This is a genomic window from Mesorhizobium sp. M1182 (genome assembly GCF_040318335.1).
Taxonomy (GTDB): Bacteria; Pseudomonadota; Alphaproteobacteria; order Rhizobiales; family Rhizobiaceae; genus Mesorhizobium.
On record NZ_JAMYMD010000041.1, the window covers coordinates 18,744 to 33,837 of the forward strand.

At 61.9% G+C, this 15,094-nt stretch carries 16 protein-coding genes and 3 tRNA genes; 7 read left to right on the forward strand and 12 right to left on the reverse strand.

Annotation, left to right across the window (positions count from 1 at the left end):
• Positions 1 to 223: 223 nt before the first annotated feature.
• The 5 genes from NKH33_RS29245 to tuf all read right to left on the reverse strand — a co-directional run bounded on the left by NKH33_RS29245 (position 224) and on the right by tuf (position 4,625).
• Positions 224 to 299 (reverse strand) — tRNA-Trp (locus tag NKH33_RS29245).
• A 77-nt stretch (positions 300 to 376) separates the two neighbouring features.
• Positions 377 to 880 carry a hypothetical protein gene (locus tag NKH33_RS29250; RefSeq protein ID WP_352875014.1) on the reverse strand — a complete coding sequence of 168 codons (504 nt, stop codon included), beginning with the start codon at positions 878 to 880 and terminating at the stop codon, positions 377 to 379.
• 145 nt (positions 881 to 1,025) lie between these two features.
• On the reverse strand, positions 1,026 to 1,508 hold the full coding sequence (locus tag NKH33_RS29255; protein WP_352766675.1) for a group II truncated hemoglobin: 483 nt from the start codon (positions 1,506 to 1,508) through the stop codon (positions 1,026 to 1,028).
• A 96-nt stretch (positions 1,509 to 1,604) separates the two neighbouring features.
• Entirely contained in the window at positions 1,605 to 3,290 is a 1,686-nt protein-coding gene (locus tag NKH33_RS29260) for a COG3904 family protein (protein ID WP_352766676.1), read from the reverse strand.
• Positions 3,291 to 3,449: 159 nt separating this feature from the next.
• Positions 3,450 to 4,625: an elongation factor Tu gene (gene tuf / locus NKH33_RS29265; protein WP_254817137.1), complete on the reverse strand. Its 1,176-nt coding sequence runs from the start codon at positions 4,623 to 4,625 to the stop codon at positions 3,450 to 3,452.
• Positions 4,626 to 4,896: 271 nt separating this feature from the next.
• Here tuf and NKH33_RS29270 point away from each other — a divergent pair, with 271 nt between their 5' ends.
• The 3 genes from NKH33_RS29270 to NKH33_RS29280 all read left to right on the forward strand — a co-directional run bounded on the left by NKH33_RS29270 (position 4,897) and on the right by NKH33_RS29280 (position 7,040).
• Positions 4,897 to 5,784 carry a DMT family transporter gene (locus NKH33_RS29270; protein ID WP_352686955.1) on the forward strand — a complete coding sequence of 296 codons (888 nt, stop codon included), beginning with the start codon at positions 4,897 to 4,899 and terminating at the stop codon, positions 5,782 to 5,784.
• 33 nt (positions 5,785 to 5,817) lie between these two features.
• Positions 5,818 to 6,267: a GFA family protein gene (locus tag NKH33_RS29275; protein WP_352501672.1), complete on the forward strand. Its 450-nt coding sequence runs from the start codon at positions 5,818 to 5,820 to the stop codon at positions 6,265 to 6,267.
• Between the two features lie 113 nt (positions 6,268 to 6,380).
• A complete protein-coding gene (locus tag NKH33_RS29280; RefSeq protein WP_352922801.1) occupies positions 6,381 to 7,040 on the forward strand; it encodes a peptidoglycan recognition protein family protein in 660 nt (219 codons plus the stop codon).
• A gap of 45 nt (positions 7,041 to 7,085) precedes the next feature.
• Here NKH33_RS29280 and NKH33_RS29285 read toward each other — a convergent pair whose 3' ends face one another.
• Positions 7,086 to 7,343 (reverse strand): GlsB/YeaQ/YmgE family stress response membrane protein, encoded by a 258-nt coding sequence (locus NKH33_RS29285; protein WP_023717513.1) that lies wholly within the window; start codon positions 7,341 to 7,343, stop codon positions 7,086 to 7,088.
• A gap of 159 nt (positions 7,344 to 7,502) precedes the next feature.
• On the opposite strand from NKH33_RS29285, the gene NKH33_RS29290 reads away from it, so the two are divergent.
• The gene (locus NKH33_RS29290) at positions 7,503 to 7,970 is read left to right on the forward strand and encodes a YidB family protein (protein ID WP_023680430.1); all 468 of its coding nucleotides are present in this window, start codon (positions 7,503 to 7,505) and stop codon (positions 7,968 to 7,970) included.
• A 166-nt stretch (positions 7,971 to 8,136) separates the two neighbouring features.
• Here NKH33_RS29290 and NKH33_RS29295 read toward each other — a convergent pair.
• Positions 8,137 to 8,210 (reverse strand) — tRNA-Gly (locus NKH33_RS29295).
• Between the two features lie 67 nt (positions 8,211 to 8,277).
• Positions 8,278 to 8,362 (reverse strand) — tRNA-Tyr (locus NKH33_RS29300).
• A 202-nt stretch (positions 8,363 to 8,564) separates the two neighbouring features.
• On the opposite strand from NKH33_RS29300, the gene rlmB reads away from it, so the two are divergent.
• Both rlmB and NKH33_RS29310 read left to right on the forward strand, forming a co-directional pair.
• Positions 8,565 to 9,422, forward strand: a complete 858-nt coding sequence (gene rlmB, locus NKH33_RS29305) for a 23S rRNA (guanosine(2251)-2'-O)-methyltransferase RlmB (protein ID WP_352922803.1) — start codon at positions 8,565 to 8,567, stop codon at positions 9,420 to 9,422.
• 10 nt (positions 9,423 to 9,432) lie between these two features.
• Positions 9,433 to 9,744: a hypothetical protein gene (locus NKH33_RS29310; protein ID WP_352457472.1), complete on the forward strand. Its 312-nt coding sequence runs from the start codon at positions 9,433 to 9,435 to the stop codon at positions 9,742 to 9,744.
• Between the two features lie 12 nt (positions 9,745 to 9,756).
• On the opposite strand, the gene NKH33_RS29315 is transcribed toward NKH33_RS29310, so the two are convergent.
• The 3 genes from NKH33_RS29315 to gcl form a co-directional block, all read right to left on the reverse strand.
• Positions 9,757 to 10,641: a 2-hydroxy-3-oxopropionate reductase gene (locus NKH33_RS29315; protein WP_352922806.1), complete on the reverse strand. Its 885-nt coding sequence runs from the start codon at positions 10,639 to 10,641 to the stop codon at positions 9,757 to 9,759.
• 245 nt (positions 10,642 to 10,886) lie between these two features.
• Complete coding sequence (gene hyi, locus NKH33_RS29320) at positions 10,887 to 11,684, reverse strand: hydroxypyruvate isomerase (protein ID WP_352702326.1); 798 nt, start codon at positions 11,682 to 11,684, stop codon at positions 10,887 to 10,889.
• Between the two features lie 23 nt (positions 11,685 to 11,707).
• Entirely contained in the window at positions 11,708 to 13,489 is a 1,782-nt protein-coding gene (gene gcl / locus NKH33_RS29325; RefSeq protein WP_352922809.1) for a glyoxylate carboligase, read from the reverse strand.
• Between the two features lie 203 nt (positions 13,490 to 13,692).
• Here gcl and bhcR point away from each other — a divergent pair, with 203 nt between their 5' ends.
• Positions 13,693 to 14,550, forward strand: a complete 858-nt coding sequence (gene bhcR / locus NKH33_RS29330; protein WP_352472784.1) for an HTH-type transcriptional regulator BhcR — start codon at positions 13,693 to 13,695, stop codon at positions 14,548 to 14,550.
• A 40-nt stretch (positions 14,551 to 14,590) separates the two neighbouring features.
• Here bhcR and NKH33_RS29335 read toward each other — a convergent pair whose 3' ends face one another.
• On the reverse strand, positions 14,591 to 14,947 hold the full coding sequence (locus NKH33_RS29335) for a hypothetical protein (RefSeq protein WP_352501665.1): 357 nt from the start codon (positions 14,945 to 14,947) through the stop codon (positions 14,591 to 14,593).
• Positions 14,948 to 15,094: the final 147 nt, after the last annotated feature.

Sequence of the window (15,094 nt, forward strand, 5' to 3'; positions counted from 1 at the left end):
AGCTCCACGCGTCGCGTGTCTGTTTCGTCTACATAAAACCGATTCTTGATCCACGCAAGTGGCAAGTGTCCGCTTTATGCCCAAACGCCGCCTCGGAACCATCCAGTCGTCCCGTCCCGGCTATGCGGCCCTTATGCCGCAACTTATACTATATGGCAAGTCACAAGCCGATTTTCAAAGGCCGCACTGCAAAAGAATCGTTTTTAGGTATCCATTCAAAGAATGGCACGGGCAGCAGGGCTCGAACCTACGACCTGCGGTTTTGGAGACCGCCGCTCTACCAACTGAGCTATGCCCGTATGCGCATGTCGGCGCAGCAGGCGCTTCCTAAAAGCTTCCGCGCGCTCTGTAAAGAGCGACGTGCGCTACCCGGCCTTCATCTTCGAAAGTCCAGGCGTCCTCCCGGCCATTTCCCGTCGATCCGTTGATTGCTGACGATCCAGCCGACCCAGGGACGCACGATTTTCGGGTCGGTCAGATTGATGTATTTTCCAACCAGCCCTTTCGCACCCTCGCGCCGCGCATCGATGAGCCCCTTGCGCACGCCATCATGCCAATCGAACAGCAGGTAAACCCTCTCTCCCGCCGTCTTCACCTCGCCCCGGCCGGACTTCCATTTATGCTTGCTATCGCCCGGGATCGTGGGATCGGCACCGCCGTTCCATCGGCTGGACCAGCTGCCTTCGATGGTGTCGTTGCGGTCGCGGTCGCGGTCGGTGCCCCATGCCTCGGCATTTTCATCGCTTGGAGTTCCCTCCAGTTTCAAGCCGGCGGCGAACGCCGACACCTCCTCGTCGTCGGGAGTGGGGACGTCCATGACGCCAAACGGATTTCGGATTCCGCGGTTGCTGTCAGAATTTGCTTTGCTGTCCGATCCCATCGCAGGCCTCCGGTTTTTCAGCGCGGCCCCCGCCAGCCACAGCGGCCTCAAACCGTTCCAGCCTGGCGGACCGAACCATTCACCGCCACCCATTTCCCGCAAATCGGGTCCTGGCGGCAGGCTTTTCGACCGATTTGCGCCCCGGTCAGTCTCCCGAAGGCGCCTTGTATGGGCCGCCCGGCACCCCCCAATCCCAGGCCGGCATTGGTTCGGTCTCGGGATCGCAGGTCGGGCCCTTGTTGGAGTTCATCTTGGCCAGCCGCGATCCCCATTCGACATAGGCCATGAAAGCCGAGCGGAATTCGGGATCGTCAGGCAGCCCGACCTCGTCGGCGGCGTCGGCGAGAAGGTTGATCCAGCGCCGGCGCTGCTCCTCGGTCAGATGCTTGCCGAGATGGTGCATCACCATCTCGCGATGGCCGCCATGCTTTTCGCTGTAGGTTTTCGGTCCACCGAAAACTTCGCCGATGAAGGCCGCGACGTGAGCGGGATGATCCGGCGACATGTGCTTGAACACCGGCCCGACGATGGGATCCCGAGAGACGCTGTCGTAGAAGGTTTGGGTCAGGCGGTTCAGCGCTTCGGTGCCGCCTGCCCATTCAAACAATGTCGGGACATCCTGGCTCATTCGCGATCCCTCCGATGCTGGTCTTCAACCGCGCTGGACGATAGCGGAAACATCGAGCGCCGCTCAACCTGCCTCGATGGCCAGTGCAAGGTTGCGCTAAAGCTTCGCCGGCGTCTCTGCCTCGGCGCTGGCGGACGGCAGAACGCGGCAGTTGTCGGGCTTCGGCGACGACTTGCAGATGGTGGCGCCCGTCAGCGCGTCCACCGATTGCGGCCCCGTCGTCAGTCCAACCTTCAGCATTAGGTCTGGTTCGAGCTGGCGCTCGACCGAGCGCTGCTCGAGCGCGGCGAACAGACCGGGACCAATCGCCATGTCCTCGAGATAGGTCTTAATTATCTGCTGCTGTCCCATCAGGTACATGCCGAGCCGCGCTTGCGGACCGACAAACCGTCTGACGCCGCCGGCAAGCATGAGCGCGCAGGCCGAATCGCATGCCGCTCCCGAATCGACGGTCAGGCCGGCATAGGCGCCCTCTTTAGCCAAGCAACTCCACTCTCCCGGGTCGCAGCCAACGAAATCGGTGCGGGCGACAGCGATGTCGAGCTTCTTTTCGTGGATAAGTCGCCCCACCGCCAGAGCACTGAACAGGTCGCCTCCTTGTGAGCTGACCACCACCGGCAGCCGTCGGTTGCCAAGCATGGCGAGCAACTGGCGCAGCTTCTGCGGGGTCTGAGGCGCAATCGCGCCTTCGGCCGAGATCCATTCCGGGCAGTTTGGATTGCAAAGCGGGTTGCTGCCGCGGACCAGGACGAAGCGCATGTCTGCGACCTCCTTGGGCCGCGGGGTTTCGAGCCCTGCGGGTGCAGGCTCGGCTTTCGCCACCACTTCGCCGGCCGGCTTCGTGATATTCGCCGGCGCCGGCACCTCCCTGCAACTCGCCGGCAACGGATCGGACGTGCATAGGATTGGCGCGGTCAGCAGGTCGACGGCATCCCGGCTGGTGACGAGATTCATTTGCAGCATGTCGTAGGGAGCCAATTGCTGGATACCGCTGGCCGGTGTGCTTTTCATGGTCTCGAGCACACCCAGGCCGACGCCCATCTCCTTCAGATAGGCCGCCAGCTTCCGCTCCAGCGGCTTGTTCATCTCATAGGTCTTGTAGCTGCCGGCGTTCTTCCGGCTGACGACCTTGGTGCTGAGAATCTTCTTCTTGCCCTTCACCATGCGGTAGGTGGTGCGGTACAGCAATTTCGTCCGGATATAGGTCGTGGTGATCTGATGGACGCCGAGAAAGGCCCATTCGCCTACCACGCGCCGGATGCCGCCGGAAAACATCAACGGACAGGCGGAATTGCAGATGGCGCCATCGGCATAAGCATTGCCAAAATAACGGGCGCTCTTGCCGTCGTTTTCCTTGCAGTTCTTCACATCTGGCAGACAGCCGACGAAGCGGGTTTTGCCGACGGCGATATCGAGCTTGTTCTTGCGGATCAGGCGACCAAGTGTCAGCGCCGCTTCGACATTGCCGCCGGGGGAATCGACGACGATCGGCAGCTTTCGGCCGCCAAGCGCTTTCAGCGCGCGTTTGAACAGGGCCGGCGTGCCGGCTTCTATCGAGCCTTCCGCCGATATCCATTCCGGACAGGTCGGCTCGCAGCCCGGCGCGCTGCTGCGCACGACGACGAACCGCATCGTCGGGCCGAAATCCGGCGCGGATTTTTCCGGCGTGGATTTCTTTGCATCCGCTGCGAAGGCAGCGTGGCCCATGGCAAGCAACGACACCAGGCAGATCAGCCCTAGCGACCACCATGCCTGACTATGCAAACGGCGCCATGGAACCATTCGGGCAGCCCCCCTCGATGCAACCTATACTAGTTATGGCAGAGGCGCTTGCAACAGGATTTGAAGCAATGCGGTTAATCCATTGCCAGAATATCAGAATCAAAAGGGCGGCCCGAAGACCGCCCCTTTGCATCCGATCTCAACCGGCAGCGCCGGCGACTACTCTTTGATGGTGACGACGATGCCGGCACCGACGGTGCGGCCGCCTTCACGGATAGCGAAGCGCAGCTTCTCTTCCATGGCGATCGGCACGATCAGCTCGACATCGACGGTGATGTTGTCGCCCGGCATCACCATCTCGGTGCCTTCCGGCAGCGACACGATGCCGGTCACGTCCGTCGTGCGGAAATAGAACTGCGGACGGTAGTTGGTGAAGAACGGCGTGTGGCGGCCGCCCTCGTCCTTGGTCAGGATGTAGGCTTCGGCAACGAACTTCTTGTGCGGCTTGACGGTGCCGGGCTTGGCCAGGACCTGGCCGCGCTCGACGCCTTCACGGTCGACACCGCGCAGCAGCGCGCCGATGTTGTCGCCGGCCTGGCCCTGGTCGAGCAGCTTGCGGAACATCTCGACGCCCGTGCAGGTCGTCTTGGTGGTCGGACGGATGCCGACGATCTCCAGCTCCTCGCCGACCTTGACGACGCCGCGCTCGACGCGGCCGGTCACAACCGTGCCGCGGCCCGAGATCGAGAACACGTCCTCGATCGGCATCAGGAACGGCTTGTCGAGCGGACGAACCGGCGTCGGGATGTAGGCATCGACCGCAGCCATCAGTTCGCGGATGGCGTCCTCGCCGATCTTCTTGTCGCTGTCTTCAAGGGCGGCAAGCGCCGAACCCTTGACGATCGGAATGTCGTCGCCGGGGAATTCGTTCTTGGTCAGAAGCTCACGCACCTCGAGCTCGACCAGCTCGAGCAGCTCGGCGTCGTCGACCTGGTCGACCTTGTTCAAGAACACCACGATCGAGGGCACGCCGACCTGGCGGGCGAGCAGGATGTGCTCGCGGGTCTGCGGCATCGGGCCGTCGGCGGCCGACACCACCAGGATCGCGCCGTCCATCTGCGCGGCACCGGTGATCATGTTCTTCACATAGTCGGCGTGGCCGGGGCAGTCGACATGGGCATAGTGGCGGTTGGCGGTCTCGTATTCGACGTGCGCCGTCGAAATGGTGATGCCGCGCGCCTTCTCTTCGGGCGCCGCATCGATCTGGTCGTAGCGCTTGTATTCGCCAAAATACTTGGTGATCGCCGCCGTCAGCGACGTCTTGCCATGATCGACGTGACCAATCGTGCCAATGTTCACATGAGGCTTAGTGCGCTCGAATTTACCTTTTGCCATAGTCTCTTTCCTTGGACGGCCTGGGGACGGCCTGGACCTTCAGTTCAGTCGAATGCGGGGCGATTAGCGACTAAGGCCGAAAAACACAAGTGCCTTGTCGCCGAGCGCGCTCGCCCGCCCGAACGCGTGATCCGGTTTCGGAGAATGTGGCGCGGATATAGGAACGAACAAGGGCAATTGGAATGGTTGTGGCGGCGGCTGACGGCTTTGACGGATTTACAGCCGGATCTGGCCCATTGCCGCCCTGGCGCCGGTCTGATTTCGTGGGCCTATGCATTTCATCCCGACTGCCATACGAGGCCCGCTGTTCATGGTCGTTTCGACCGGGTCCTACATCGTCAACGACACGATGATGAAGCTCGCAACCGCGGGACTGCCGCCCTATGAGGTGCTGTTCCTGCGCGGCGCTGCGGCAACATTGTGGGGCATTCCGCTGCTGTTCATGCTGGGCTACGGCAAGCAGATCCCGCTGATCCTCGACGCCAAGGTTTTGCGCAGGAACATGCTCGAACTGGGTGCGATCCTTTGCTACGTGGTGGCGCTCGCCAACATGCAGATCGCCGATTCGACCGCGCTCGGACAGATCACGCCCTTGCTGATGCTGGTCGGCTCCTCGATGCTGTTTGGCGAACGGATCGGTGGGCTGCGCCTGGCGCTGATCGGGCTCGGCTTTATCGGCGCAGTGATGGTGGCACAACCGACAATGCAGGGGATTTCGGTCTATGCGCTGCTGGCGCTAGGCAATGCCGCCCTGTCCGCGGCGCGCGATCTGGCCGGACGCAAGGTCGCCGCCGACGTGCCGGGAATGGTTGTAGCTATTTCCGCGGTGATTGTCGTGCTCGCGGGCGCCGGCGTTGCGCATCTGGTTTCCGAGCAGTGGGTGGTGCCTGAAATCCGTCACCTGCTGCTGATGGGCGGCGCCGGACTGTTCCTGATCTTCGGCCACTTCTTCATCTTCATGGCCTATCGCGTCGGGCCGACCAGCGTGGTGGCGCCGTTCTACTATTGCTTTACCGTCTGGGCGGTGATTTCAGGCGTGGTGGTATTCCGGCAACTCCCGAATGCGCTGGCCATCTGCGGCATCCTGCTGGTGGTCGCCAGCGGGTTGACCATCGTCTCGCTCGACGAGCGCAAGCGCCGGTTGACCGTCGTCGCTTGAAACTGAAATCGGCCTGCACAATAGGAGGAGCGCGTGGCAAGCCCGGATGACAACCAGAATTCACGCAACCGCAGGCTTATCGGAAAGTGCCTGTGCGGCGCCGTTCAGTACGCGGTGGCGGACGCGTTCGTCTACGCCGCGAACTGCCACTGCTCGAACTGCCGGCGCACCACCGGCTCGGCGTTCAAGCCATTCGCCGGCATCGAGCGCGACAGGCTGAGCCTGACCAAGGGCGAGGACAATCTCACGATCTTCGGCGATGAAACCGGCCATGACGCGCACTGCAAGACCTGCGGCTCGTTGCTCTATTCGGTGGTCCGCGACGGTGCCTTCGTGCATGTCGCCATGGGAACCCTGGTCGACGAGCCGACCATCCGCCCGACGCAGCACATCTTCGTCGGCTCCAAGGCGAAGTGGTTCACGATCACCGACGATCTGCCGCAATACAGAGAACACGCGGTCGCCGGAGATGCCGGCGAATAGCTGACCGTTAGAAAACGCTCAACCAAATTATCGTTTCGTTTTCGCGTCCGCCGCCAAGGAAACTATGAAACTATACTGTGCTCCGTCACTGAACTTATGTCGCGGGGATTTCTGTGGCATTGCCGCCCGACTGGTTGCCCAATGTTGCGATGAGGCGCGTCATTTGCCACTGGACGGCCGGCTCGCATTCGGCCGGCGATACCGACAGGGATGCGTATCACATACTGGTCGAGGGGAATGGCCGCCTGGTCAGGGGCCGGCCCTCGATCGCGCTCAATTCAGGCCGGGTAAAACCGGGATATGCCGCGCACACGCTCAACTGCAACGGCGGCTCGATCGGGGTTTCGCTCTGCTGCATGGCCGGGGCGGAGGAAAGGCCGTTCGATGCCGGCCGCTATCCGATGACCAGGGCGCAGTGGGGCGCGATGGCCGCCGTCGTCGCCGAACTCTGCAAATACTACCGCATCAAGGTCACGCCCAAAACGGTGCTGTCGCATGCCGAAGTCGAGAGCAATCTCGGCATCGAGCAGCGCGGAAAATGGGATTTCACCCGGCTGCCCTTCGATCCGACGATCAGCGGCGCAAGCGCCTGTGGCGAGCGGCTGCGCCGCGACGTGACGGCGGCAATGGGCGCGATGCCAAATCTGCCGGTGAGGATTGGGCGCGATGCCGCATGGCAGCGACTGCTCGAGGAATTATGGCCGATCATGGTGAGAGGGCTGGAAGCCGGCCTCAACACGCTGATCCGCGAAATCCTCAAAAGGATCAGATAGGGGGTCGGCATTCACCCGAATGCCGACGCAACTGCCGGACGGCTTCTACAGTGCCCTCTTGCCGCTGAACTGATGATAGGCCCACAGGACAACCACGGCACCGACCACGGCGACGATCAGGCTATAGATGTTGAGCCCGGTAACGCCCGACGCGCCAAAGGCGCTGAAGATGAGCCCGCCGACGATGGCGCCGACAATCCCGAGCACGATGTCGAGCACCAGGCCTTGCCCGCTTTTATTGACGATCTTGCTGCCTATGAAGCCGGCGATGACGCCGAGAATAATCCAGCTTAATATTGACATTTTTCCTCTCCGTTCCCCGCACCCGATTACTTCCACATTATTAAGCAAAGCTCAAGCCAACTTGAAAATCATGATTACGGAAAGCTCAAACCGGCTTGAAATTCGCCATGGATGCGTCATTGTTGGAGACGGACGGGCAATTTGACATGGAGATCCACAATGGGACTGTTTGACAATGCCGTTCCCGGCGGCAACGTCGCCAAGCCGCTGATGATCGCGCTCGGCGCACTTTTGGTGGGAAAAATGCTGAGCGGTGGAAGTTCCGCCCAGCCGGAGGCGGCGCAGAGCCCTGCCCCCGTCCCGCCTGATACAACCGCATCCGCCGATGGCGGACTGCTCGGCGGTCTGGGCGGACTGCTCGACAAACTGAAGGACGCCGGCCACGGCAACGTTGCCAATTCGTGGGTCGGCACCGGTCAGAACCAGCCGATCAACCCCAGCGATCTGGGCAGTGCCCTCGGCCCGCAGATCATTCAGGAGATCGCGCAAAGGACGGGTCTGAACCAACAGGACCTGCTCAAGCAACTGTCGGCGGCCTTGCCAGGGCTTGTCGACCAGCTGACGCCGAACGGGCAAGTGCCGCAGCAGAACCAACTCGCGTCCATATTCAGCAAATTCGCGAGCTGACGCCTGTCGCCCCACACCGCCTGCGGTTCGGGACAACGATAACACAGATTAAGATGCGCGTCCGTCTGGACGCGCAACGAATACTTTGAACTATCGGCAAAGCGCTTCGCTTGGCGGTGCCTGCTTCGGAATCGTGCGCGAGGTGCGCCGCGGCTTGGGGGAAATCTGGAGCGGGTAGCGGGAATCGAACCCGCATATTCAGCTTGGAAGGCTGCTGCTCTACCACTGAGCTATACCCGCGCCTTTCAGTCAAGCATCGGATCCGCTCCGACGCTCGCTCTGCGTTTCAGGGCTTCCGGGCCGGCAGTGGTGGAGAGGGTTGGATTTGAACCAACGTAGGCATAGCCAACGGATTTACAGTCCGTCCCCTTTAACCACTCGGGCACCTCTCCAGTCTGCCGCCGGAGCCATGCAACGAGGCATCGACGCGTCGCGGCTGCCTGAGCAGCCCTTCCGCGAAGCGCCTTATGGCGGCAGCGCCCAAAACTGTCAACCGCAACAGTCCGGCAAAAAGCGCTGAATTTCGCACCTCGCCCGACAAGCAGCTTATGCAGCTGTATCCATGGCCGGACGACACGGCTATAGAAGCCGGCCATGAGCAACGATAACAAATCGAAGACCCCGAAAGACACCCACTACGCCAAGCTGCGGCGCGCGCATCGCGACGAGAAGAGCGGCGGCGCGCCGGCGTTCAGGCCGCGCCAGCCGGTGCCGGCCGGCGAGAACGCCGCGGACGGGCTGGTGCGGCTTTACGGGCTGCACACGGTGCGGGCCGCACTCGACAATCCGCGCCGAAAAATCAAGAAGATGCTGGTGACGCGCAACGCTGCCGAGCGGCTGGCAATCGCCGACCTTGGCGCTTTGCCCTTCAAGGCGGAACTGGTCGAACCCAGGGACATCGACAAGGTCACCGGCTCGGATGCCGTGCACCAGGGCGTGCTGATCGAGGCCGAGCCGCTGAAACCGAAACGCCTCGATGCGCTCGGCGACACCAGTCTGGTGCTGGTGCTCGACCAGATCACCGATCCGCACAATGTCGGTGCGATCCTGCGCTCGGCCGTGGCTTTCGGCGCCGGTGCACTGATCACCACGGCGCGCCACAGCCCGCAGGAATCCGGCGTTCTGGCGAAATCGGCCTCCGGCGCGCTCGAGCATATCGATCAGATCGAGGTGAAGAACCTCGCCGATGCGCTGGAGCAGCTGCACAAGGCCGGGTTCCAGACGATCGGCCTGGATTCAGACGGGCCGGCGGAGCTCGAAACGAGCTTTGCCGGCGACAAGATCGCTCTGGTGCTCGGCGCCGAGGGAAAAGGCCTGCGCCAGAAAACGCGCGAAACGGTGACGACGCTCGCCCGCCTCGACATGCCCGGTGCCATCCGCTCGCTCAACGTGTCGAATGCCGCGGCGGTGGCGCTTTATGCGGCGAGGCGGTGGTTCGCGCGCGGCAAATAGGGCGCAATGCATGTCATTGGATTTTGCCGTTCTCAATCCAGATGGACATATCGATCGATGCGTATCGGTAGGTCCCTCTGCGCATCATGAAATCGTGTCAATCGCAAACCAAAACGCGTTTGAATTCATACTGAAATTCGAAGATTTCTATGAGGACGTCACTCTTCCGATCGAATCCCTACCTTCCTTGACCAAGCAAGTTGAGGCACTTGTGCGAACTGAAGGAATGTCGGAGGAATCCAAAGATTTTCTGAAGCGTTTTGCCGATCTCATACGCTATGCGGTCGAAAGAAGTCGGCCCATCGAAGGTATTGCAGACTAATTCACCTCACTCTCACCCAACCTCGTGTCCCGCCATCCGCTCCAGCGCCCTGACCAACGCTGAATGATCCTCCTTCGCCCCGCCGTTCGCCGCGCACGAGTTGAACAATTGCTGCGTCGTTGAAGTGTTGGGCAGGGCGACGCCGAGCGCTTTCGCGCCTTCAAGGGCGAGATTCAGGTCCTTCTGGTGGAGTTCGATGCGGAAGCCGGGCGCGAAAGTGCGCTTAATCATGCGCTCGCCATGCACTTCCAGGATGCGCGAGTTTGCGAGCCCGCCCAGCAGCGCCTGCCGGACCTTGGCCGGGTCGGCGCCGGCTTTCGATGCAAAAACAAGCGCTTCGGCAACGGCCTCGATAGTCAGCGCAACGACGATCTGGTTGGCGACCTTGGTGATCTGGCCGACGCCGTTGGGTCCGACCAGAGTGATGTTCTTGCCTATCTTCTCGAAGATAGGCCTGGCGCGTTCGAAGGCTTTTTCCTCACCGCCGACCATGATGGTCAGCGACGCCGCCTTGGCGCCGACCTCGCCGCCCGACACCGGTGCATCGAGATAGTCGCAGCCGACATCGTTGATCTTTTTTGCGAATTCCTTGGTCTCGATCGGCGAGATCGAGCTCATGTCGATGACCAGCTTGCCTTTAGTGAGGCCTGACGCGACGCCATTCTCAGCGAACAGCACGTCGGCGACCTGCGGCGTATCCGGAACCATGGTGATGACGATGTCGGCGGCACGTGCGACGGCATCATGGCCGGTGACGACCTTCAGGCCCTTGGCGACGAGGTCGGCCGGCGGTTTCGAGCGGTGGTCGCTGGCGACGACCTGATAACCGGCGTCTAGCAGATGCCCCGCCATCGGCGCGCCCATGATGCCGAGGCCGATGAAGCCGATGATTTCCATTTTTAGTTCTCCGTCGTACTTGTTAAGGCCGAGTTCTTTCGCGCCCCCTCTGGCCTGCCGGCCATCTCCCCCACGGGTGGGGAGATCGGCAATTTCGGCGTCGGCTTGTAACTTTCTAAACCTCGAAAATTGGCGAAAGCGGCGGCGACATCCAATTTCCCCCCTCGTGGGGGAGATGCCAAGTTTTGGCAAAGAGGGCAGGCCAGAGGGGGGCGCGCAGGAACGCGACGTGCGATACGCAGCGTCTACGCCGCCGCGCTGCCCTGCCCGGCCGCGTCCCGAAACCACCCGAGCCCGGTTTCCGTTCCGCCCTTGGGCTTGTACTCCGCACCGACCCAGCCGGAATAGCCGATGCGGTCGATGTGGTTGTACAGGAAGGGAAAATTGATCTCGCCCGTCCCCGGCTCATGACGGCCGGGATTGTCCGCAAGCTGGATATGCGCGATGCGGTTGAGGTTTGCCTCGATGGTACGGGCGAGATCCCCCTCCATGATCTGCATGTGATAGATATCGTATTGCAGGAACAGGTTCTTCGAGCCGACGCGGTCGATCAGCGCCAGGGCCTGATCCGAGTAATTCAGGAAAAAACCCGGAATGTCGCGGGTGTTGATCGGCTCGATCAGCAGCCTGATGCCGGCCTGCTCCAGCTTTTCGGCCGCGAAAGCCAGATTTTCGGCGAAGACGTCTTCCAGCACGGAGCGGTCGACGCCTTGCGGCGCGATGCCGGCGAGGCAGTTGACCTGCTCGCAGCCGAGCGCATGGGCATAGGTGACGACCTTGGCAATGCCCTGCCGGAACTCCGGCACGCGGTCGGGCAGGATCGCGATGCCGCGCTCGCCCTTGGCCCAGTCGCCGGCAGGCAGGTTGAACAGGACCTGCGTCAGCCCGTTCTTCTTCAACCTGGCCGCGACGACATCCGGCGCATGGTCGTAGGGGCCGATATACTCGACGCCCTTGAAGCCGGCGCGGGCGGCGGCATCGAAGCGGTCGAGGAAGTCATGCTCGCCAAAGAGCATCGAAAGATTGGCTGAGAACCGTGGCATGGCAGTAGTTCCTCATATGCGGCTTAATCGAGCATGACGATCGCCGTGGGGGCATCTTCATGGCGTTCGGCAAGCTCCTCGAATTCGGTGATCTTGTCGATTTCGGTACCCATCGAAACGTTGGTGACGCGCTCGAGGATGAATTCGAGCACCACCGGAACCTGGTGCTCGTCCATCAGGCGCTTTGCCTCTTCGAAGGCACCGGCGAATTCCTCCGGCCGGCGCACCCTGACGGCCTTGCAGCCCATCGCCTCGGCAACGGCGACGTGGTCGACGCCGTAGCCCGCCTCTGGATCGCCCTGTCGATTGACGTTCTCGAAGGCGAGGCTGACCTCGAAATCCATCGAAAAGCCGCGCTGCGCCTGGCGGATCAGGCCGAGATAGGCATTGTTCACGACGACATGGATGTAGGGCAATTTGTGCTGTGCGCCGGCCGCCAGTTCCTCGATCATGAATTGGAAATCATAGTCGCCGGACAATGCCACAATTGTGCGGTCCGGATCGGCGGCGCGAACACCGAGGGCTGCCGGCAATGTCCAGCCGAGCGGGCCGGCCTGGCCGCAATTGATCCAGTTGCGTGGCTTGTAGACGTGCAGGAATTGCGCCCCGGCGATCTGGGACAGGCCGATCGTGGTGACATAGGTGGTGTCGCGGCCGAACGCCTTGTTCATCTCCTCGTAGACGCGCTGCGGCTTCAGCGGCACCTGGTCGAAATGGGTCTTGCGCTTCATCGTCTTCTTGCGCTGCCGGCATTCGCCGGCCCAGCCCGACCAGTCGCGCAATTTTCCGGCCGTCCTCCACTCGGTGGCGACGTCGAGCAGCATCTTAAGCGCCGCACCGGCGTCCGAGACGACGCCGAGGTCCGGCGCGAAGACCCGGCCGATCTGCGTCGGCTCGATATCGACGTGGATGAATTTCTTGCCCTTGGTATAGACGTCGATCGAACCGGTGTGGCGGTTGGCCCAGCGGTTGCCGATGCCGAAAACGAAATCGGCTTCGAGCATCGTGGCATTGCCATAGCGGTGCGAGGTCTGCAGCCCGCACATGCCGGCCATCAGGCGGTGGTCGTCGGGGATCGCGCCCCAGCCCATCAGCGTCGGAATGACAGGCACGCCGGCGACCTCGGCGAACTCGATCAGCAGATCGGACGCATCGGCGTTGATGATGCCGCCGCCGGCGACGATGACAGGCTTTTCCGCCGCATTCAGCATCGTCAACGCCTTCTCGGCCTGGGCGCGCGACATTGCCGGCTTGAACGGCACCAGCGGCTCGTAGGCATCGATGTCGAACTCGATCTCGGTCAGTTGCACATCGACAGGCAAATCGATCAGCACCGGCCCCGGCCGCGACGAGCGCATCAGATGAAACGCTTTCTGCAACGCCATCGGCACCAGATAGGGTTCCATCACCGTAACCGCCCATTTGGCGACGGGTGCGGCGATCGCCGCAATGTCGACGGCCTGAAAATCCTCCTTGTTGAGACGCGCCCGCGGCGCCTGCCCGGTGATGCAGAGGATGGGAATTGAATCGGCAGCGGCCGAATAGAGGCCGGTGATCATGTCGGTTCCGGCGGGACCCGAAGTGCCGATGCACAGACCGATATTGCCCGATCTGGCGCGGGTAAACCCTTCGGCCATATGCGAAGCCGCCTCGACGTGCCGCGCAAGGATGTGGCGGATACTGCCCCTCGCCTTCAGCGCCGAATAGAGCGGGTTGATCGCAGCACCCGGCACGCCGAAGGCACAGGAGATGCCTTCCTTTTCGAGAACGAGAACCGCTGCGTCGACTGCGCGCATCTTGGCCATGTCAGCCTCCACGGAATTGTTGATAGCCGATGATGCCAGCGCACCAATGATTTTTCAATTTTTTCAGAATATATTTTCATTTCTAGAAAACGGCTCTTGTAGATTGAATTGATTTGACTTTCTGTTTTCCACGAATTCGCTTCGCAAATCGATGAAAAACTTTTTCATTGCCTTGCTGGGCGAACAGAGCGAAGAATGGCCCGATGGAAACCACCGAAAAACGCCAGCGCGGCCGGCCGCGCGCCTTCAACGGGCCGGCCGAGGCTGCTTCGGTGCAGTCGCTGGACCGGGCGCTGCGCATCCTGGCAATCGTTGCCGATGGCAGCGGCCTGTCGCTGAGCGAGATCGCCGCCAGTTCCGGTCTGCCGGCATCCACCGCCTACCGCATGCTGACGACGCTGGAGAACCACGGCATGGTCGAGTTCGACGGTACCGACCAGCTGTGGTCGATCGGCGTCGAGACCTATCGCATGGGCGCGGCGTTCCTGCGCCGCCGCAAGCTGGTCGACCGCGCCCGTATCGTCATGCAGGAATTGATGGAGAAGACCGGCGAGACCGCCAATCTCGGCGTCGCCGAGGACGATTGCGTCGTCTTTGTCAGTCAGGTCGAGACGCATCAGGCGATCCGCGCCTTCTTCCGGCCGGGGACGCGCAGCTCCTTCCATGCCTCGGGCATCGGCAAGGCAGTGCTGGCGCATCTCGAGCCGGAACGCGTCGCCACCATCCTGCGCCGGGCCGGGCTGGAGCGCTTCACCGAAAACACGCTGTCCGATATCCCGGCGCTCGCCCGCGACCTGGTGACGATCAAGCTGCGCGGCTGGTCGGTAGACGACGAGGAGCGGCATCCGGGCATGCGCTGCGTTGCCGCCGCCATCTTCAATGAGTTCGGCGAGCCGATCGGCGGCGTTTCGGTTTCCGGGCCGACGGTGCGGGTAACGCCGGAACGGCTGGCCGAGATCGGCCCGCTTGTGCACGATGCGGCGGCGAAGGTGACAAGGATGATCGGCGGGCTGCCGACCCCTCCCGGCCTTCGCAGCGAACCGAGCGCATGGCTGCGCTGACCAGCGTCGAATGGTGCGACATCTGCCAGGATGGCCAAAGCTAGGCCCCGGGCACCGCGCTCTTGGTCGATAGGTCGTAGAAATCAAGCAGCATCGCCAGCCCAACTCCGCAGGCGGTGAAGATTAGGCCGGCAATGAAGATACGATTGGCGCGTTCATAAACGCGCCGTTGTAGAGACGTTAAGTCGAGCAGCAACCGCAGCGCTCGTATCTGCAGGGCAATGCCGATCAAAATCGGCACGACGGCGGCCAGGTGATAGATTTCCCAAGGTATCGGGTTGGCGGCCCAATGCGTGATGAAGCCCAGCGAGAACGCCAGCAGGATGCCGACGGTGGTGATTGTGCCGTTGCGGAAAACCGTCTCGATCGGCTCTTCGTTCGGATCGTGCTCGCCCAAGCGCCCTCTCCCTGTTTCGCTATCGGTGCAGACTAGGCTGTTGGGAAATCGCTGTATACTGCCGGGTTCCTGGTGAAATCGGAGACAAATGATAGCTAAATTGCTTGGAGACTGAAGCTGGCGCTGCCCCTCATTGCCCTGCCGGGC